Source organism: Nocardia vinacea, assembly GCF_035920345.1.
In the GTDB taxonomy this organism is placed as follows: domain Bacteria; phylum Actinomycetota; class Actinomycetes; order Mycobacteriales; family Mycobacteriaceae; genus Nocardia; species Nocardia vinacea_A.
Window position 1 is genome coordinate 5,098,128 of sequence record NZ_CP109149.1, and the last position, 18,232, is coordinate 5,116,359.

Genomic DNA, 18,232 nt, shown 5'->3' on the forward strand with positions numbered 1-18,232 from the left:
TACCGCCGTGCGTGTACTGCTGCTCGGCCCCTTCGAGGTCCGCGATGACGAGGACCGACCGCTCCGGATCGCCGGGGTCAGGGTGCGCGCATTGCTGGCCCGGCTCGCTATCGAACCCGGCCGGGTCGTGCCCGCCGATGCGCTCGCCGATGCGATCTGGGACGGACGCCCGCCGGATAACGGCGCGAATGCGTTGCAGGCCTTGGTGTCTCGAGTCCGGCGCGCGGTCGGCACGGCGCGGGTCGAGGGGCTCGCGCCCGGTTATCGGCTGGTCATCGATCCGGTCGATGTGGATGTCGTCCGGTTCGAACGTCTGGCCGCGGCCGGGCGGGAATCGGATGACCTGGCCGCGCTGCGCGAGGCCAAGTCCCTGTGGCGGGGTCCGGCGCTGACCGAACTGCTGGAGTTGCGGTTCGCGGCCGATGCGGCGGTGCGGTTGGACGAGTTGCGGCTCGGCGCGGCCGAGCATCGGCTCGGGCTGGAAGTCGCCGCGGGCAATGATGTCCTCGACGAAGTGCGCGCGCTTGCCGAGGCGCATCCGCTGACCGAGCGCATCCAGGGTCTGTTGATTCGTGCGCTGTATGCGGCGGGTCGGCAGGTCGACGCGTTGGCCACCTTCGAACGCACCAGGGATCGGCTCGGCGATGAACTCGGCATCGATCCGTCCCCCGAACTGAGCGAACTGCACCTGTCGATTCTGCGGCAGGAATCCGCGGCGCCGCGCCGACGCACCAACCTGCGCGCGCAGGTCACGAGTTTCGTTGGGCGCGAAGATGATGTGGCCGATCTGACGGCGCGACTCTCGGCCGCCCGGCTGATCACCATTGTCGGACCGGGTGGTGCAGGCAAGACTCGACTCGCCGTCGAAGTGGGCGAGCGGGTTTCCGGTGGCGTCTGGCTGGTCGAACTCGCCGCGGTGCGCGATCCCGAACAGGTTGCGTCTGCGGTGCTCACCACGATCGGTGTGCGAGAGGTGGGGTTGCTGGAGCCGTCGGCGGGTGATCCCGTCGATCGGCTGGCGGAATTCCTTGCGCAGCAAGATGTCCTACTGATCTTTGACAATTGCGAACATCTCGTCGATGCGGTCGCCGAGCTCGTCGACCGGCTGCTCGGTGCGTGTCCGGAGCTGCGGGTGCTGGCCACCAGCCGGGAATCACTCGCGGTCGATGGCGAACACATTCACCAGATACATCCGCTGTCGTGGCCCGATGATGCGGCCGCGGCCGAAAGCTTTCCTGCGGTGCGGCTTTTCGTGGAACGCGCGCGAGCGGTCCGTCCGGATTTCGCGCTCGATGCCGGTACCGCCCTCGCCGTGGTCGAGATCTGCCGACGGCTGGACGGTTTGCCGTTGGCGATCGAATTGGCGGCGGCGCGGCTGCGGGCACTTTCGGTCGGCCAGATCGCGGCGAAGCTCGATGATCGGTTCACGCTGCTCGGGCGTGGCAGCCGGACGGCGCAGGCCAGACATCGGACACTGCGCGCGGTCATCGAATGGAGTTGGGCACCACTGTCGGAGCCCGAAGGTGAACTTGTCATGTGGCTGGCGGTCTTTCCGGCCGGTGCGACCCTCGATGCCGTCGACGATCTCGAGTTGCTCACCGGGTTGGTGGACAAGTCGTTGGTCGAACGCGGCGGCGAGCGGTATCGGATGCTCGAGACGATCCGGTCGTATGGGTTGGAACGGCTGGCGGAGTCCGGCCGGGAGGAGGCGGTTCGGGGCAGGCAGGCGCAGTACTTGCTGCGGCTCGCCGAATCGGCGGAGGCCGAACTGCGGTCCGCCGCGCAGCTCGATGCGCTCGCTCGGCTCGATGTCGAGCGCGACAATATCGCCGCCGCATTGCGATTCGCGGTCGACACCGGTGCTGTCGAGTTGGGCATTCGGCTGATCGCTGCGATGTTCTGGTACTGGACGTTGCGCGGGATCCACAGCGAACGGCTGCACTGGATGCGGGCGGTGTTGGAGCTTCGGGGCGAGGTGCCGGACGAGCTGCGGGCATTGCGCGATGTGCTCGATGGGTTGTCGCGATATGAGGGCGGGGCGATCGAGGATGGGATGCGGGCGGTGGCGGCCGGTCTCGAAATCGCAAGGAGCTCAGGTTTACCCAGTGGACCTGCTCGTACGGTGTTGCTGGTAGCGCCCGCATTCCTCGAGGGGCAGGGCCTTTCGGCTTCATGGCAAGGGCTCGTCGGATGGGAGCGGGGTATTGCGCTCTTGCTCGATGGTACGAGCATCGACCAATTGGTCAGTGCGAAAAAGGAATTCGAGTCGGCGGGCGAACGTTTCGGTCTGTCGACGACACTTCAGTCGATCGCGGATGACCAGATGCGCCATGGTGATCTGCTCGAGGCGATCACTTCGCTCACCCGTGCCGCTACGGCCTTCGAAGAGCTCGGCAATGCGGGTGATGCCGCGGCCGTTTGTGCCGAATCGGCCACTGCGCTGGCTCGACTCGGCGAACTCGACCGTGCCGAAGTTGCGCTGGCCCGGGCCGGACAACACGTCGAGGCGGCCGGAGAGCCAGGCACCGCGACGTATGTGCGGCTTGCGCGTGCGGAGTATCTGCTGCGTCGTGGGGATCGGAAAGCGGCACTGCGTGAACTCGAGCGGGCCGAAACCGGTCTCGCGAACACTGCCTTCGGTACTCGAATTCGGGCTCGGAGTGCTGGTTTTCGAGCGCTCATCGCGATTCTCGACGACGATCCGGCACGGGCTCGGCGAGTCCTCGATACGGCGACCAGGGGGCTGATCATCGGTCGAAACGGATCGATGACCACTGCGAGCGGGGCACAAGCAGACGATTTGGCAATGTTCGCGCAACTGTATGCCGCGTTGGCAATGCGCGACGGGAACGCAACCGCCGCGGCCCACTTACTCGGTGCGGCGGCCGCCATGCTCGGCACCGAGGATCGGCGTGGGTACGACAATCTCATCGCACCAGCAGACCGAGCCCGCGAAGCACTCGGTGCTGAAGCCTTCACCACTGCCTGTGAGAGCACAGCGGGCTCGCGACCCACCGCCGCAATCGAATTCCTGCTGTCACAGGCGACATGAACGCCGCTTCTCTTGGCGCAGCAACTCCCCGCCCGAGACTGAGTCAGCTATCGGAATCCACTGGTACGGAATCGGATTCGGGGACCGCACCCGCGACAATCATGCCGAGCAACGCGAGTGCGCGCTCATCGGCCGAATCCTGTTCGGCGTGATAGGCGATGAGGATCTGGCCCGGAGCTCCGTTGACGGCGAACGTTTCGTAGGACAGCGTGAGGTCGCCGACCAGCGGGTTGCGAAAATGTTTGACGCCTGCCGTTTTCGCGCGCACGTCATGACGGGCCCACAGCCGCCGGAAATCCTCGCTCTTCAGCGTCAATTCGCCGACCAGTTCGGTCAGGCGCGGATCGTCGAGGTCGGTGCCCGCGGTGGCACGCAGGCTGGCGACGGTATCCGCGGCAATGCTCGGCCAGTCGGCATAACACGCACGCGCCTGCGGGTCCAGAAAGATCGCTCGCACCATATTGACGCCCTCGGCCGAACAGGAGTTGACCGCGGTGGCCAGTGGATTCGCCGCGAGCACATCCATATGTCGGCCGAGTACCAATGCGGGCGTATTCGGCCAGGAATCCATCAGGCGCAACAGCCCGGGCGCGACCCGCTCGGGCCGTCGCGTTGCCCGCTTGCGCCGGGCCGTCGGCCGCGCCAACTCGCGCAGGTGCGCGACCCCTTCCTCGTCCAACGCGAATACCCGGGCCAATGCCTCGACGACCTGCTCGGACGGATGCTTATCCCGTCCCTGCTCCAGCCGCACGTAGTAGTCCGCGCTCATGCCCGCGAGCATGGCCACTTCCTCGCGGCGCAGTCCGGCCACCCGCCGCTGGCCACCACCCGGAATACCGAACTCCTCCGGACGCGCCAGTTCGCGGCGGGCGCGTAGGAACACGCCCAATCGGTTCTCGGAGTCCATGTACCCGAGGGTAGGACAACCGGGCCGGGCCTGGGTGGCCCCGCTACTACCAGGAAGTCCGCAGCCTGGCGGGTGGCGATCTCGGATACGAACGTGGTGCTCATGACAAACAACCTCGAAGGTCGCACCGCAGTAGTCACCGGCGCATCAAGTGGTATCGGCGCGGCCACCGCCCGACAGCTCGCACACAACGGCGCCCGCGTCGCCCTGCTCGGCCGTCGCAAGGATCGGATCGAAGAACTGGCGGCCGAGATCGGCGGACCGACCCTCGCGGTGGTCGCCGATGTGGCCGATCGGCAGTCAATGCGCGACGCCGCGGCGACGGTGCGCGCGGCATTCGGCCCGGTCGACCTGGTGGTCGCGAATGCGGGCGTCATGCTCGCCGCGCCGTTCGAAGCCGCGGACACCGGCGAATGGGATCAGATGGTGGGTACCAATATCAACGGATTGCTCTACACCGGAAGAGCTTTCATCGATGACCTGCTCGCCGCGGCACGCGCTGGCCGCCGCGCGGATCTGGTACATGTCGGCTCGATCGGCGGGCATACCGTCTTTCCCAACTACGGCGTCTACACCGCGACGAAGGCCGCGGTTGCCCATCTCACTCGCAATCTGCGCGCGGAACTCGGCCCGCGCGGTGTCCGGGTGAAGAACATCGAACCCGGATTCGTCGAAACCGAACTCGGTGCGGGGATGCGCGATGAAGAGCAGCGGGCCGGGCTCACCCAGTGGCGCAATGAACTCGAAATCCTGCGTTCCGACGATATCGCCGATGCGATCGCCTACGCCGTCGCCGCACCGCCGCGGGTCAATGTGGCCGAGCTCATCGTCGTGCCGACCCAGCAGGGCTGAACGGGATGCGGCGGACGTCCTTCCGGACGTCCGCCCGCTCCGTCAGAAGCGCGTTATGACAGCGCTGCCCATCCGTCCCACACCCGTGGGCCGATATCGCCGCGCATACAGGCCAGGCGAAGATCCGCCTGCTCCTGGTACTCCGAATTCGCGGCGGCCGCCTGTGCGGCCATGGTCGCCATCCGGAACTCCCGGATATCGCGCAGCAGGTAGAAGCCGTCCCAGCGCATCACGTCACAGCCGTAGGCCTGGCAGTACTCGGCATACTGCGCATCGGTGATCCAGCCGAACGACGCGCATTCGATCGCCGCATGCACCAGATCCCATTCCGGCGGGCCGATCGATACCAGTCCGGTATCGAGCAGGATCACGCTGTCGTCCTCCGCGACGACCACATTGCCACTCCACGCGGCGCCGTGGATGACGGACCACGGCCGTCCGTTCGGCAGCGCGGCCCAGCGACCCCGAAGTTCCGCCAAATGCCTTCGCAGCCAGGATCTGTCGTCCGTGCTCATGGTGTGCGCGGCTTCGATGCGTTCATCGAGTCCGACGAATGGGGCCACCTGTCCGATTTCCATATCGGTCGGCGGCGCCAGCCCGTGCAGCCGCGTCAGCGCCGCAGCCACCTCCGCGGGTGTGCCAGCGCGGTGCTGCGGCAACTCGTACCAGAAGGTCACCGCGCGACCGTCCACCACCACCGGCTGCGGAAGATCGGAAACCACCTGTGCCACTGGAATTCCGGCGGACTCCAGCCATCGAGCGACATCGACCGCACGCTTGGCGGCACCCTCCTGTCCCGGAGCGCCGATCCGCGCTATCACACCTCCGGGCAGCCGGTAGTCGATCTCGTCCGTCACTCGAAGTAGTTGGGCCCCTGCGGCATTGATGCCCACGCCCGCGCAGGCGACCCGCAGCATCGACCACGTATCGTTACCAAGCCGCATCGCGGTCATCTGCCCATGGTAACGGTTCGATCTGACGAATTGCATTGATTCACAACCAATCTGACTTGCCATGCCCGGCAACCAGGTCGTTTGGATCGCCTCGAGTCTGCTCGAGGTCCACGCCTGGGTACACGGGCCAGAGTCTTCGCATGCGAGCCGAAGATCTTACGGCCGTGGTCATTACGTCCGTCACGGACGCGAACGGCGGCCTGGAAGAAACCCGGATCAGCCCGGAGTCGTCGCTGATCGACGAACTCGGCGCTGAGTCGATCGACCTGTTGGATATGTGGTTTCGCATCCACCGGGACTCCGGTGTGGAGATCTCCGGCACCGATGTCGCCGCGCTGTTGCGAGGTGACATTCCGGACGACGAATTCGCCAAGCGTGGTGGGGTTGGCCCATCTCGAGCGAGTACTACCGCAGTTCCGTCGCGATTCACTGGCCGACCCACTGCGAAATGACCAGGTGCACAGTCCGGTAACCGTAGGCAATCTGATCGATCTGGTGCATTCGCTGGCGGCGCAGCACAGAACCGAGGCTACGCCGCTGGAGGTGGAAACAGAACCCTGATCGCGCGGATTCAGGCTATTGGGGTCACCCGGACCGCGCCGAAATCCCGGCACTCGCACTGGGCATGTGGCGCGGCGAGTCGCTGGCCGGACAGCGATTGGACTCGGAGGTTCCGGGAAAGCGCCGGCTCCGTCACGAGGCGCTCCTCGAATGGGCAGATGCCGATCTGCGCCTCGGCAATCTCAAATCGTTGCGGCCGAGCTGCGCAAGGCACTGTGGAGTGTCGACCCGAGCCCGGCGAGTTGCACGACCTGCTTCTGTGCTCGAAATCCACCGCCTAAATGGCAAATATCTGACTACCTACGGTCTGCTAGCCTGACTCGCCCGGGCCGACCGTGAACGGGACGCTGCGACCGCGGGCGTCCAACCTGCCATCACCCCAACTCGCGCTGCCGTAGGCGTCGACTTCGATGGCGTACTCACCGTCGGCCAGATCAGCTGGTAGCTGCACCGTTGCCGACGGCTGTCGGTCCACGAGGACCAGGTACGTCCGCTGCGGATCGCCGCCGAGCGCTACCAGGAAGATCCGCGCGTACTCGAACTTCTTGCGGGCAGCCGATGCGTTGGCGGCCGACCACGTGATGCCGAGCGCTCGGCGCCCGGTATCGGTGAACTCGACGGCGACTCGCAATGTCGCCTCGCCCTCCAGCCCGGCCTGGTACCGCACGGCTTCCTCCTCGTGTGCCTGCTACGTCGCATTATCTTCCGGGCCGGGTCGGCGGCGCGTAAATTTCAGCCCACGCGGTTTCCAGCTGATCCATGCATATGAAGGGATCACCCAGATATGTGTGTTGCGAGTCGCCAGTGGATCCACAGCGCAGCTTCGGTTGCACTCAGCGTCATGATCGTCCTCGCTGCCGTCTCCTGCGGATCGGATCACGAACACAGAGCACAGGATTCGGCTGTCCCGCAAACGGACAGCCCCGAAGCCACGCGAATCGTGGACATCGTCCGCGGCAAAATGACCGAACTCGATCTCAGCGCAGCCGTATTCGGAGTATGGCGCGGCGATAAGCAGATCGCCTCGGGCGCACTCGGCGGCTCCCCGCTCGGAGTTCCGGCGACACTCGACATGCAGGTGCGAGTCGGCCAGCCGATGGAACCCATGCTCTCGACGGTGCTGCTACAGCTGAACAAGGAAGGCGTCGCTCGGCTCGACGAACCGATTACCAAGTGGGTGCCGGATTTTCCCCGTGCCGACCAGATCACGCCGCGGATGCTCGCCAATGGCACCTCTGGCATCTCGGACTACGTGACCGATCCCGCGTTCCTGAAGACTTTCTACGCGAACCCGATCAAGGGTTTCACCAGCCAGGAGCTCTTCGACCTGGCCAATGCGCGCCCGCCGCTATTCGCACCGGGTTCCAGCTTTTCCTACGCCCACAGTGATTTGGTCGTACTCGGCGTAGTGCTGGAGAAGGCCACCGGCAAGTCGCTCGGCGATCTGATTCAGCAGCGCGTCCTCGATCCGCTCGGTATGAAGCAGAGCCGAGTGATGCTGACGCCGCAGATGGTCGAGCCGAGCCTGCACGGTTACACCAATGAGCGCGGTGTTTTCGAGGACTCCACATTCTGGAATCCCACGGCATTCCTGCACAGCGGCAATATGAACAGCACGGTTCCCGACATCGCTCTATGGGTGCGCGCTCTCGCCGACGGGAAGCTGTTGCCCACCGAAATATTCAAGGAGATGATGGCGCCCTCGACAGCAGGTCTGGGCCCACTCACCAAACAAAAGTTCTTCGCCTACGGCGCCGCCCATATCGACGACTGGCTGTTCATGAACCCGGCATTCGGCGGGTACAACGGTGTGGTCTTCTACGACACGGTTACCAAGACCATGATCGTCCTGTACTGCACGCTCGGCCCCAGGGCCGATGCCAACGTCGACAACGCCATTCCTATCGGCACAGAGCTGGGCAAACTTCTCGTGCCGGACCGCCCGCCGCGTATCTGACGCCAAAATGTTCAGCGGAACGTCGTTTTCAGGTAATCGGTGACGTCGGCACTGCTCGCGGTAGGCCGGGCGAACCCGAGATAGCCGTCCGGACGGACGAAAAATACCGAGCGGTGCCCCGCACGGTAGCTGTGCGCGAATTTTCCGGCGGTATCGCGGATGAGCGGCAGGATCGTCTCGGCGACATCGGCTTGTGGTGCAGCGATGAGATAAGCATCGAGATGACCGTGCGCCGCAACGTTTGCGGCAGCCCTGCGCGCCGGTCGGCGGATGAATGTGCGCGGCATCGCCCGCGACGAAAACCCTTCCGCGACTGTAGGAATCGACGATCCGGTGGCTGATCCGAAATACCGACGACCACCCGATGAATTCGAACGGCACGTTCGACGGCAGCAACAAATCCATCCGCGCGACCTCGGCACCGTTGACATAGAGGATCTGGCCGCGCAATTGGATCGCCGCGTCCAGCACCTGACGCAGTACGCCCATACCCTCGAACACTTCGAGCGTGCGGGGTTGGATACCAACGGCTTTCGCGTACCGGGGCGGTTCCAGCAGTGGGTCGACGATCCGACACGACACTCCCCTGCGGCGCAGCTCGATCACCGCGGTCAGGCCGATCGGACCTGCACCTGCGATGAGTACGGCGGTCTCATCCATCCGACATCACCGTCATGTCATCGACCGGGGGTAGTCGTCTCGGTGGTGCTGGTCGGACTCGCGCCAGTGGTCGCCACATCCTTCCCCGGCAGGGCATCAGCACCGTAGAAGGTCGGCAGCATGCCTTTGACCAGCACCAGGGCGGACCCCTCACCCGACGGAACCGTCGCAAGGTTCGTGGCAACCACGATCGTTAGGTCCGATGCCGGGTCATGGCCCATGAAGGTCATGAAACCCGGGAGCTGACCGTCGTGTCCGATGAGGTGGGTACCGAATCGCACGATGCCGAGGCCGTATCCGGCTTGGTCCGGATTGGCGGGATCGATCGGCTGAATGCTGTCCAACCGAGTCTTCTGCATCTTCGCATCGAGCAGGCCACCGCCGACGAGCGCCTTCACATACGTCGCCATATCGGCGGCCGTCGAGATCGCACCACCGGCGGTCCACGCCCAAGACACGTTGGTATTTGTTTGGTTGCTCGGTTTCAGGGTGCCCGCGAAGGCCTCGGCCTGTTCCGCGGGAGGAAGTGCGTACGTGTCGATGGTGGAAACGTTGGTGCCGAAGGCATAGCCCTGGGGATGCGGATCCGGAATCGAGGAGTCCGTGGGCGCGGGCAGTGATGTGTGCTCGAGGCTCAGCGGTTCGAAGATGCGCTTCTGAAAACTCTCGGCGGCCGTCATTTTCGTGAGCTTCTCGATGACCAGACCGAGCAGGATGAAGTTCGTATTGCTGTATTCGAACTTTTCCCCGGGCTGGAAGTTCACCGGGTGCGCGAACGCGATGGCCAGCAATTCCTCCGGCGTCCATACCTTCTGCGGCTCGTTGTCGAGTGCGGCATTGAACTGCGGGTCGAAGGTGTAACTGTATAGCCCGCTTCGCATTTCGTTCAGCTGAGCAATCGTGATCCGATCACCGTTCGGCACGCCGGGCCAATACTTGTCGATGGGGTCGTCGAGCGAGAGCTTGCCATCCTGCGCCAGCTGCAGGATGGCCGTCGAAGTCATCGTCTTGGTATTACTGCCGACGCGAAAATAGTCGTCGACTTTGATCGGCTCGCTCGTGTCGATGGCTCGGGTACCGAATGCCGCGGCCCAATCGCCTTGCTTCGGCGATTTGACAACCACCACAGCGCCCGGAATGGCATTGTCCTTCATCAGCGTGGTTATCACCGGCCGGATAGCGGCGGCGTATGCGGGCTCGGCACCCGACGTGGTCGATTGCGTGGAAGTTCCGGTGGTGTCCGTCGACGTTCCGCAACCCGTGGCGATCAACAGCCCGGCCGCAACGCACGCGGCGATGCCTGTCCTGTGTCCCATAACGCTCCGTCCGAGGTTTGCTGGAACGTGGCTATGTAGCGCGGTGCAACACTAACTCCGTGCGATACGGTTTCGGGCCGGAATGCCGGGCGACCCGTCAGCTGCTCATTGCCACGTCCTCCGGCAGCGACGCAACGAGTTCCACTCGGACGGTCCGCACGCGCGACGATGCTCCGACCTTTCCGAATTCTCGGCGCGGCCTGCGCCGATGTGATCCGCGTCTCAGGTACCGTGCGACGACCTACGCCCGGGCCATGAGCGGCTCGGTCGGCACAGCGAAAGGCGGGCATGATGGGCGGACTCTCGCGCGGGGCGGCCGGTGTGGCGCTGGCGGCGGCGTGTCTGGCAGTACCGACAACCTTGGCACCCCAAGCGAATGCGATGATCGCCCCGACGCTGTCAGTGGCGATGGTCGGCCCGGCACTCGGTGCGAACAGTGTCGCGGCAGTCGGCTGTGGACAGACGGCGCAGGCGACGGTGCAGCGCCCCGACGGCACTCCGGTGCAAAGCGGTGTCGTCGAATTCACGAGCCGCCTGCCCGGCCTGGGCGGGAATATCGTCGGGACCGTGCCGGTCACCAACGGCACCGCGAGCATCCTCTGGATTCCGGACATCGTGGGCCAGCACATCGTCAGCGCCGTCTACTACGACGGCCTGCCCGACTACCAACCAGCAGCCGGGTACACCACCGTCACCGCAGTAAACCTCGGCGGCGTCTGCGTGTAGTTCCGAACGATCCACCGAAACGACGAAGGCCCGGTCCGTGTGGACCGGGCCTTTTCGTGGAGCTGCCGGGAATCGAACCCGGGTCCTCCGCCGCGTCTTCAGGGCTTCTCCGTGTGCAGTTCGCTAGGTCTCTACTCGGATCTCCGGGTCTCGCGAACAAGCTCGGATGACGATCCCAGTCGCTGTTGGATGTCCCGTCCGACTCCGCGACCGAGCCGGACGGTAATTCCCTCTAGCTGATGCCAGTACCCGGGTCGAGGGACGAACCCGGACTGACAGAGACGACCTGCTACTTAGGCAGCGAGGGCGTACTCGCGCTGATTGGAATCGGCGCTTAATTGGTTGCAACGACGCTTACGGTGGTCTCTTGCCTGCACCGACACGCTTCCCCTAAATCTACGTACGCAGTCGAAACCGTTCAGCCCCGTACGTCCCGACACCTTGTCGGGCTAGTTACTTTAACACTCGGCCATGCCGCGTTCATTCCATTATCCATGCCGCGCGAATCACGCTCCCGACCTGCACGTATGTGGTCGCCCCCCGACCCAGCCCATCGCTGTCACCCGAGTCGGACCAAGATCAATGAGGCGCTGTTTTCGCGCCGGCCCCGGAGCGCTCCACCATGAGCTCGCCTCGACCTTGGTCAGGCGAACTTTGATGGGTGCGACTGGGCGACGGACGAACGGTGATCAGGCCGCAGCGATCAACCCGACCGAGGCCAATGCCAACACCATCCCGACCTGCTGCTGCCGACCCACCCGTTCCCCGAGCAGCACCATTGCCAGCAGGACGGTCGCGGCCGGATACAGCGAACCGATCACGCTCACCAGCGACAGCAGCGAACCGTGGAAGGCATACAGCAGTGCGGCATTCGCGATGGTGTCCAGCACCGCGATATAGGCCGCCAACCGCAGTGGTTCACCGCGCAGCGGCCGGAACTCCCCCGCTGATAAGGCGATCAGCCAGACCATCGGGCTTGCCGCACCGCGTTGGGCCAGCAGCGGCCAGACCCCGGCGCTCGCGTGAGTTTCGTGCAGGAAGACGAACGCGAGTCCGAAGGCCGCGCCAGAGCCGATGGTGAGCAGCGCGACTTTCCTGGTGAAGCGCAGCTCACGCCCGCCGATGATCTCCTCAGTGACGTCATCGGGTGACTCACGGCTCACCAGGTACACCGCGCCGAGTGCAAACACGATGCCGGCGATTGCGAGCGGACCGGGGCGCTCGCCGATCACCAGACCGACCAGCACCGGAATACCCGCCACCAACAGCGCTGTCAGCGGCGACACCACCGCCATCGGACCGCTGGCCAGCGCGGCATAGAACCACCACACCGCGAAGCCGCTCGCCACACCGGCCGCGAGTCCCCACAGCATCGATGCGGTGTCCGGGGTTCCACCGACCAGTGGTAGCAGCGCGAGGACGAACAGCGTCGACATCGGATAGGAGACGACCACGACACGCAGGGCAGTCACCCGTCGCGACGCAACACCACCGAAGAAATCACTCACGCCGTAGCCGACTGCGGCGACCAGCGCAAGGAGGACAGCGGTCAACGCATGCCTTTGATCCGCCGCCCCAGTTCTCGGGTGACCTCGCGCTCGGCGGTGCGCTTGGCCAGATCCTGTCGCTTGTCGTAGTCCTGCTTACCCTTGGCGAGCGCGAGCTCGACCTTGACCTTGCCGTCGGAGAAGTACATCGACAGCGGCACCAATGTCTGGTTGCCCTCACGTGACTTGCCGACCAGCCGCTCGATCTCGCGCTTGTGCAGCAGTAACTTGCGCACCCGGCGCGGGGAGTGGTTGGTCCAGGTCCCGTGGCTGAACTCGGGAATGTGCAGACCCCGCAGCCACACCTCGCCGTTGTCGACGGTCGCGAAGGCGTCCACCAGCGAGGCCTTACCCTCGCGCAGACTCTTGACCTCGGTACCGACCAGCGCGATCCCGGCCTCGTAAATGTCCAGGATCGTGTAGTTGTGCCGCGCCCGGCGGTTGGTCGCGATGACCTTGCGCCCCTGTTCCTTCATAACGGTCAACTCTAAGTTACTCGGCAATCGAATTATTCCGCGCCTGTTGCGCTAGCCACCCGGCCGGACCGCGAGATACAGCAGCAGCACCGCGATGAAGGCCGCGACCAGCAAGACCGTGGTCATGCGTGGTAGGCCGCGGGGACGCGGCGGTGGCGGCGGACGGTGGCGCAGCCAGACGGATTCCACCGCGGGGTCGTGGGTGCCGCGCCGATACGGCGGCGGATCGCCAGGGTCGGTGGACGGCGAGCCGCCCAGGTCGGGCCCGTCGTCGGTGGGGCCATCACCGGATGCCATAACGTGCACGCTAGCCGCCGAACCGCTTCGACGCCGGGCAATTTCATTGCGATTCAGGCAAGTCGGTGCGCGAACGCCGCACTGGCACCACCGCTCGCGAGATCGACGGTGACCACCGTGAGGTCGACGGTGCTCGCGGTGAGGTCCATGACCATGAAGCCGAGCTCGTGATAGTTCTCGAACAGGACGGCGTTGCCGGAGCCGCCGGGATTCAGCTTCGGTTCCGCCGCTACGGTTTTGGCAGCCGCACCGGAGACGAGCTGGCGTGTGCCCTTCGACCCCGCAGTCGGCTCGAGCACCTGCAGCGAATGATCGTGCCCGGAGAGGATGAAGTGGCATTTGCCGACGACATGGTCCTCGAAGAACTGCTTCGCGTGGATGCCGTTGATCGGTGCTACCGAAAGCCCCTCGTAGTGACCAGCGTCACCGTGCGGACCGTTGTTCGCATACGGGTGGTGGGTGCAGGCGATCTTCCACTCAGCGGGTGATTCGGCGATCGCGCGATCGAGCCAGGCGCGCTGCTCGTTCATGAACTGGCCGTCGACCGCCCAGTACGGGTCGAAGATCGGCGGGATGTAGGCGGCGAGCGGATTGACATCCAGCACAAAGAATTCGACCACCGGCTGCTGCTCGGGTATCCGCACCGAGTAGTACCGGCTCGGCATCCACCAGCGTGGCGAATTCGCGTGGTACTCGACCTCGCTGTTGCCGCGCAACAGCCAGCCACCGTCGCCGCCGAGGACCGAACTGTTGTCGTGATTGCCGAGCACCATGAGCCACGGGAAATCCAGTCCCGCATTGGGGTTTTCGAATTTGTCCGTGAACTGGGCATCGACGGCGCTGTAGGGTCCGCTCTCGTAGATATTGTCACCGAGGCCGAGGGCGAGCGAAAACGGTTGGCGGCGATGATAATCCCGCATTGCGTCGGCGACGGCCCACTGGGTGCGGGTGCCGGTGCCCGCATCGCCGGTGACGAGCACCCGCACATTGCGGTCGGTCGGGAAGTCGAATTTGGTGACACCGCTCGCGACCGGAACCGCGTCGGCGGGCGATAGACCGACCAGCGATGCACCTGCCGCTGTGGTGGCCGCACCCGCCAGGAACCCGCGCCGCCCGATCATGCGTTGCTCACTTCTCCGGCCAGGACGGCGAGTACTCCTTCGCCGTACTTGGCCAGTTTGTTCTCACCGACACCGCCGACCGTCCCGAGTTCGGACAGGCTCGCGGGCTTGCGTGCGGCGACCTCCCGCAGCGTCGCGTCGTGGAAGACGACGTAGGCGGGTACGCCCTGCTCCTTGGCCGTCGCGGCCCGCCATTCACGCAGCTTCTCGAACAGCGGCACGTCTGCGGTAGACAGGTCGGCAGCCGGGGACTTGCCCTTCGCCGCCTTGGGTGTCCTCGCCGGTTTGACCGCACGCTCCGGTTCGCGGCGCAGTAGCACTTCCCGGCCGTCGAACAACACCTCGTTGCTGGCCTCGGTGAGGATGAGCACGCCGTAGTCGCCGTGCACGGCGAGTAGTCCCTGTGCGAGCAATTGCCTTATGACACCGCGCCATTCGACATCGCGCAGATCGGTGCCGATGCCGAAGACCTTCAGCTCATGATGATCATGTTGCAGCACTTTGGGATTCGATTTGCCGAGCAGGATATCGACGATATGGCCCGCGCCGAAGCTCTGACCGCGTTCACGTTTCAACCGCAGCACCGTGGAGAGCACCTTTTGCGCGGGGACGGTGCCGTCCCAGGTTTCCGGCGCGGTCAGGCAGGTGTCGCAATTGCCGCACGACTGCCCCGACTGTCCGAAGTAGGCCAGTAGCTGAGTTCGCCTGCAGGACACCGTTTCACACAGCGCGAGCATCGCGTCCAGATGCAGCTGCAGTTGCCTCCGGTGGGTGGCGTCGCCGTCGGAGGAGTCGATCATCTTGCGCTGCTGCACCACATCGGCGAGTCCGTAGACCATCCACGCGGTCGACGGCAGCCCGTCGCGGCCCGCTCGCCCGGTCTCCTGGTAGTAGCCCTCGACGGACTTGGGCAGATCGAGATGGGCGACGAAGCGCACGTCGGGCTTATCGATGCCCATACCGAAGGCGATCGTCGCGACCACGACGAGGCCATCCTCGCGCAGGAATCGTGCCTGGTTGGCCGCGCGGGTGCGCGAGTCCAGGCCCGCGTGATACGGAACCGCCTCGACGCCGTTCTCGGTGAGGAAGGCCGCGGTCTTCTCCACCGAGTTGCGCGACAGGCAGTAGACGATGCCGGCGTCGCCGGCGTGCTCGGCCTTGATGAAGTCCAGCAGCTGCCGATCCGGCCGGTTCTTGGGTTCGATCCGGTACTGGATATTGGGCCGGTCGAAACTGGCGACGAAGCGGCGAGCCGCGCCGAGGTCGAGGCGCTCGATGATCTCGTCGCGGGTCTTCGCCGTCGCGGTCGCGGTGAGCGCGATCCGCGGCACGTCGGGCCAGCGCTCGTGCAGCATCGACAGGCCCAAATAGTCGGGTCGGAAGTCATGGCCCCACTGGGATACGCAATGCGCCTCGTCGATGGCGAACAGCGCCACCTTGCCACGATCCAGCAGGGCGGCGGACGACTCCAGGCGCAGCCGCTCGGGCGCGAGATACAGCAGATCCAATTCCCCCGCGACGAACTGCGCCTCGACCATCCGCCGCTCGTCCGGGAACTGCGTCGAGTTCAGGAATCCGGCGCGCACGCCGAGCGCGCTGAGCGCGTCCACCTGATCCTGCATCAATGCGATCAGCGGTGACACCACCACGCCGACGCCGGGACGCACCAGTGCGGGCACCTGATAGCACAGCGACTTACCGCCGCCCGTCGGCATGAGCACCAGGGCGTCTCCGCCGCCGACCACGTGCTCGACGATCTCCCGCTGATCACCGCGGAAGCTGTCGTAGCCGAACACCCGGCGTAGAACCTCTTGTGCCGCACCGGATTCAGCGACCGGGGCACCGTCGGTCGTTACAGCCGCGAAAGCATCGGGGGTTTCCACGCGGCCCATCCTACGAGCGCCGTCGGACATCGGAACCCCTACATCGGCGCGGATCCCAGGTGACAGGCCGAGTTGTCCACATGTGGACAACCAATTCCGATCGCCGATCGTCGGCGTCGTCGCACACCCACCGACGGCCTCGCACAAGGTACATGGTGCGCGAGGTCGTCATCAGCTTTGCGAGAGTCAGTCCCGAACGTAGTAGCGCAGCGTGCCGTAGGCGGTTATCGCGGCGAATACGATGCCGAGTGGTGCGATGGTCAGGGACACCAGTGCGACGTCCTCACCTGTGATGTGCGGGAAGACATTGCTGTTGAAGAGCGCACCGAGTCCGCGGTTCACCACCAACGGTTGCGCGAGGAACAACCCGACAACCGCCAGAATCGATCCAGCCAAGGCCGCGACCACCGCTTCCAGGAGGAACGGCAACTGCGTGTACCAGCGCGTCGCACCGACCATCCGCATGATGCCGACCTCCTCGCGTCGACTGAACGCCGCGATCTGCACCATATTCGCGATCAACAGCAGTGCGGCCAATGCCTGCAATGCCGCCAACGCGAATGCCGCATTCCGCAGGCCGTCGAACACCCCGACCAAGCGGTCCACGGTGTCCTTGTCGTTGAGTACGCTCTGGATCCCGTCCTTACCGTTGAATGTCTGGTAGATCCGCGGGTACTGATCGGCATCGGTCATCTTCACGCGCAAGGACGCGGGCAGGCGGGTGTCCTTGATCATGTCCAGCATTTCGGGCTGGTCCTTGAAGGTCACCTCGGTGGCTTCCTTCATCGCCTCGTCGCTGTTGATGAACTGGACCGAGACCACACCGTCGGTCTTCTTCAGATCCGACATCAGCTGCTGACACGGATTCAGTGAACAGTCCCGATCGTTCGCCGAGACCAGATCGGAGAGGTAGAGCCGGATCTCGACCCGATCCATGAAGTAGTTCTGGGTCTTATCCGCAATTCGCAGCGCGAGCAGACCGCCACCGAGCATGGTCAGCGATACCGCGGTGGTCAGGATCATCGCGATGGTCATGGTGACATTGCGACGCAGGCCGGTGAGGACCTCGTTGAGCAGGAATCCAGCGCGCATTACCGGCCCACCCCGTAGACGCCGATCGCGTCGTCGCGGATCAGCCGGCCCCGGTCCAACTCCACCACTCGCTTACGCATCGCGTCGACGATGTGATTGTCGTGTGTGGCCATCACCACGGTCGTGCCGATGCGGTTGATCCGCTCCAGCAGCAGCATGATGTCGCCGCTGGTGTCGGGATCGAGGTTGCCGGTCGGCTCATCGGCGAGCAGGACCAGCGGACGGTTCACAAAGGCCCTGGCGATCGCAACACGCTGCTGCTCGCCACCGGACAATTCGTGCGGCAGCCGATCGGCCTTGCCGCCGAGCCCGACCATATCCAGCACCTCGGGCACGGTCCGGTCGATGAACTGGCGCCGCTTGCCGATCACCTCCAGCGCGAACGCCACATTCTGGGCCACGGTCTTCTGCTGCAGCAGCCGGAAGTCCTGGAATACGCAACCCATGCGCTGACGCAACTTCGGCACCTTCCGCCCGGGCAGCCGGTCGACCTGGAAGTCGGCGACCCGGATCTCGCCCGCGGTCGGGGCCTCTTCCTTGAGCAGCAGTCGCATGAAGGTCGACTTGCCCGAACCGGACGGGCCGATGATGAAGACGAATTCGCCCTTGCGCACATCGACGGTGATGTTGTCCAGCGCGGGTCGCGTCGAGGTCTGATACGACTTGGTCACGTTCCGCATAGCGATCACGGTTGGCCAGTGTAACCAGCAACCGTCGCGCAGCCACCAGCTACATCATGGTCAATGACCGGGCGTAGCCGTATTCATCACTACGGGAACGGTATTGAGTTTTTCGGGCGATGTCACGATCGGTTGATCGGGCTTGACGAGCA

Annotated in this window: 17 protein-coding genes, 1 other RNA gene and 1 pseudogene; 5 read left to right on the forward strand and 14 right to left on the reverse strand. The window is 64.8% G+C overall.

Annotated elements, in window-relative coordinates; all coding sequences use genetic code 11:
- The first annotated feature begins 7 nt into the window (after positions 1–7).
- Positions 8–3,052: a BTAD domain-containing putative transcriptional regulator gene (locus OIE68_RS23350; protein ID WP_327101466.1), complete on the forward strand. Its 3,045-nt coding sequence runs from the start codon at positions 8–10 to the stop codon at positions 3,050–3,052.
- Between the two features lie 43 nt (positions 3,053–3,095).
- Here the strand turns inward: OIE68_RS23350 and OIE68_RS23355 are convergent, their stop codons facing one another.
- Positions 3,096–3,959: a helix-turn-helix transcriptional regulator gene (locus tag OIE68_RS23355; RefSeq protein ID WP_327101467.1), complete on the reverse strand. Its 864-nt coding sequence runs from the start codon at positions 3,957–3,959 to the stop codon at positions 3,096–3,098.
- 102 nt (positions 3,960–4,061) lie between these two features.
- On the opposite strand from OIE68_RS23355, the gene OIE68_RS23360 reads away from it, so the two are divergent.
- A complete protein-coding gene (locus OIE68_RS23360) occupies positions 4,062–4,811 on the forward strand; it encodes an SDR family oxidoreductase (RefSeq protein ID WP_327101468.1) in 750 nt (249 codons plus the stop codon).
- A gap of 53 nt (positions 4,812–4,864) precedes the next feature.
- Here the strand turns inward: OIE68_RS23360 and OIE68_RS23365 are convergent, their stop codons facing one another.
- Entirely contained in the window at positions 4,865–5,764 is a 900-nt protein-coding gene (locus OIE68_RS23365; RefSeq protein ID WP_327101469.1) for an aminoglycoside phosphotransferase family protein, read from the reverse strand.
- 140 nt (positions 5,765–5,904) lie between these two features.
- On the opposite strand from OIE68_RS23365, the gene OIE68_RS23370 reads away from it, so the two are divergent.
- Positions 5,905–6,216: a hypothetical protein gene (locus OIE68_RS23370; protein WP_327101470.1), complete on the forward strand. Its 312-nt coding sequence runs from the start codon at positions 5,905–5,907 to the stop codon at positions 6,214–6,216.
- Between the two features lie 419 nt (positions 6,217–6,635).
- Here OIE68_RS23370 and OIE68_RS23375 read toward each other — a convergent pair whose 3' ends face one another.
- Positions 6,636–6,992: a hypothetical protein gene (locus OIE68_RS23375; protein ID WP_327101471.1), complete on the reverse strand. Its 357-nt coding sequence runs from the start codon at positions 6,990–6,992 to the stop codon at positions 6,636–6,638.
- Positions 6,993–7,166: 174 nt separating this feature from the next.
- Between OIE68_RS23375 and OIE68_RS23380 the strand changes: the two genes are divergently transcribed.
- Complete coding sequence (locus OIE68_RS23380) at positions 7,167–8,282, forward strand: serine hydrolase domain-containing protein (protein WP_329412802.1); 1,116 nt, start codon at positions 7,167–7,169, stop codon at positions 8,280–8,282.
- Between the two features lie 11 nt (positions 8,283–8,293).
- On the opposite strand, the gene OIE68_RS47140 is transcribed toward OIE68_RS23380, so the two are convergent.
- The 3 genes and pseudogenes from OIE68_RS47140 to OIE68_RS23390 form a co-directional block, all read right to left on the reverse strand.
- The gene (locus tag OIE68_RS47140) at positions 8,294–8,569 is read right to left on the reverse strand and encodes a hypothetical protein (protein ID WP_419150865.1); all 276 of its coding nucleotides are present in this window, start codon (positions 8,567–8,569) and stop codon (positions 8,294–8,296) included.
- Positions 8,532–8,942, reverse strand: a pseudogene (locus tag OIE68_RS47145) (FAD-dependent monooxygenase); the annotation flags it as partial. The gene OIE68_RS47140 and the pseudogene OIE68_RS47145, both read right to left, overlap by 38 nt.
- Positions 8,943–8,959: 17 nt before the next feature.
- Positions 8,960–10,258 (reverse strand): serine hydrolase domain-containing protein, encoded by a 1,299-nt coding sequence (locus OIE68_RS23390; protein WP_327101473.1) that lies wholly within the window; start codon positions 10,256–10,258, stop codon positions 8,960–8,962.
- Positions 10,259–10,549: 291 nt separating this feature from the next.
- On the opposite strand from OIE68_RS23390, the gene OIE68_RS23395 reads away from it, so the two are divergent.
- Positions 10,550–10,984, forward strand: coding sequence for a hypothetical protein (locus OIE68_RS23395; RefSeq protein ID WP_327101474.1), 435 nt, complete (start codon positions 10,550–10,552; stop codon positions 10,982–10,984).
- A 54-nt stretch (positions 10,985–11,038) separates the two neighbouring features.
- Here OIE68_RS23395 and ssrA read toward each other — a convergent pair.
- The 8 genes from ssrA to ftsE form a co-directional block, all read right to left on the reverse strand.
- Positions 11,039–11,410: a transfer-messenger RNA gene (gene ssrA, locus OIE68_RS23400) on the reverse strand.
- A 263-nt stretch (positions 11,411–11,673) separates the two neighbouring features.
- On the reverse strand, positions 11,674–12,537 hold the full coding sequence (locus tag OIE68_RS23405) for a DMT family transporter (protein ID WP_327101475.1): 864 nt from the start codon (positions 12,535–12,537) through the stop codon (positions 11,674–11,676).
- Positions 12,534–13,007, reverse strand: coding sequence for an SsrA-binding protein SmpB (gene smpB / locus OIE68_RS23410; protein WP_227996102.1), 474 nt, complete (start codon positions 13,005–13,007; stop codon positions 12,534–12,536). Before smpB ends, OIE68_RS23405 begins: the two co-directional genes overlap by 4 nt.
- 51 nt (positions 13,008–13,058) lie before the next feature.
- Entirely contained in the window at positions 13,059–13,304 is a 246-nt protein-coding gene (locus tag OIE68_RS23415) for a hypothetical protein (protein WP_327101476.1), read from the reverse strand.
- A gap of 53 nt (positions 13,305–13,357) precedes the next feature.
- On the reverse strand, positions 13,358–14,425 hold the full coding sequence (locus tag OIE68_RS23420) for a metallophosphoesterase (protein ID WP_327101477.1): 1,068 nt from the start codon (positions 14,423–14,425) through the stop codon (positions 13,358–13,360).
- On the reverse strand, positions 14,422–16,308 hold the full coding sequence (recQ, locus tag OIE68_RS23425) for a DNA helicase RecQ (protein WP_327101478.1): 1,887 nt from the start codon (positions 16,306–16,308) through the stop codon (positions 14,422–14,424). Before recQ ends, OIE68_RS23420 begins: the two co-directional genes overlap by 4 nt.
- Before the next feature lie 186 nt (positions 16,309–16,494).
- Positions 16,495–17,400, reverse strand: coding sequence for a permease-like cell division protein FtsX (gene ftsX, locus OIE68_RS23430; RefSeq protein ID WP_327101479.1), 906 nt, complete (start codon positions 17,398–17,400; stop codon positions 16,495–16,497).
- Positions 17,400–18,080 carry a cell division ATP-binding protein FtsE gene (ftsE, locus tag OIE68_RS23435; protein ID WP_397054728.1) on the reverse strand — a complete coding sequence of 227 codons (681 nt, stop codon included), beginning with the start codon at positions 18,078–18,080 and terminating at the stop codon, positions 17,400–17,402. Before ftsE ends, ftsX begins: the two co-directional genes overlap by 1 nt.
- Between the last annotated feature and the right edge of the window lie 152 nt (positions 18,081–18,232).

Bases quoted from the DNA above. Each gene is read 5' to 3' on its own strand.
- OIE68_RS23355 (WP_327101467.1), bottom strand. From the start codon at position 3,959: ATGGACTCCGAGAACCGATTGGGCGTGTTCCTACGCGCCCGCCGCGAA.
- OIE68_RS23360 (WP_327101468.1), top strand. From the start codon at position 4,062: ATGACAAACAACCTCGAAGGTCGCACCGCAGTAGTCACCGGCGCATCA.
- OIE68_RS23365 (WP_327101469.1), bottom strand. From the start codon at position 5,764: ATGACCGCGATGCGGCTTGGTAACGATACGTGGTCGATGCTGCGGGTC.
- OIE68_RS23370 (WP_327101470.1), top strand. From the start codon at position 5,905: ATGCGAGCCGAAGATCTTACGGCCGTGGTCATTACGTCCGTCACGGAC.
- OIE68_RS23380 (WP_329412802.1), top strand. From the start codon at position 7,167: ATGATCGTCCTCGCTGCCGTCTCCTGCGGATCGGATCACGAACACAGA.
- OIE68_RS47140 (WP_419150865.1), bottom strand. From the start codon at position 8,569: ATGCCGCGCACATTCATCCGCCGACCGGCGCGCAGGGCTGCCGCAAAC.
- OIE68_RS23390 (WP_327101473.1), bottom strand. From the start codon at position 10,258: ATGGGACACAGGACAGGCATCGCCGCGTGCGTTGCGGCCGGGCTGTTG.
- OIE68_RS23395 (WP_327101474.1), top strand. From the start codon at position 10,550: ATGGGCGGACTCTCGCGCGGGGCGGCCGGTGTGGCGCTGGCGGCGGCG.
- smpB (WP_227996102.1), bottom strand. From the start codon at position 13,007: ATGAAGGAACAGGGGCGCAAGGTCATCGCGACCAACCGCCGGGCGCGG.
- OIE68_RS23415 (WP_327101476.1), bottom strand. From the start codon at position 13,304: ATGGCATCCGGTGATGGCCCCACCGACGACGGGCCCGACCTGGGCGGC.
- OIE68_RS23420 (WP_327101477.1), bottom strand. From the start codon at position 14,425: ATGATCGGGCGGCGCGGGTTCCTGGCGGGTGCGGCCACCACAGCGGCA.
- ftsX (WP_327101479.1), bottom strand. From the start codon at position 17,400: ATGCGCGCTGGATTCCTGCTCAACGAGGTCCTCACCGGCCTGCGTCGC.
- ftsE (WP_397054728.1), bottom strand. From the start codon at position 18,080: ATGCGGAACGTGACCAAGTCGTATCAGACCTCGACGCGACCCGCGCTG.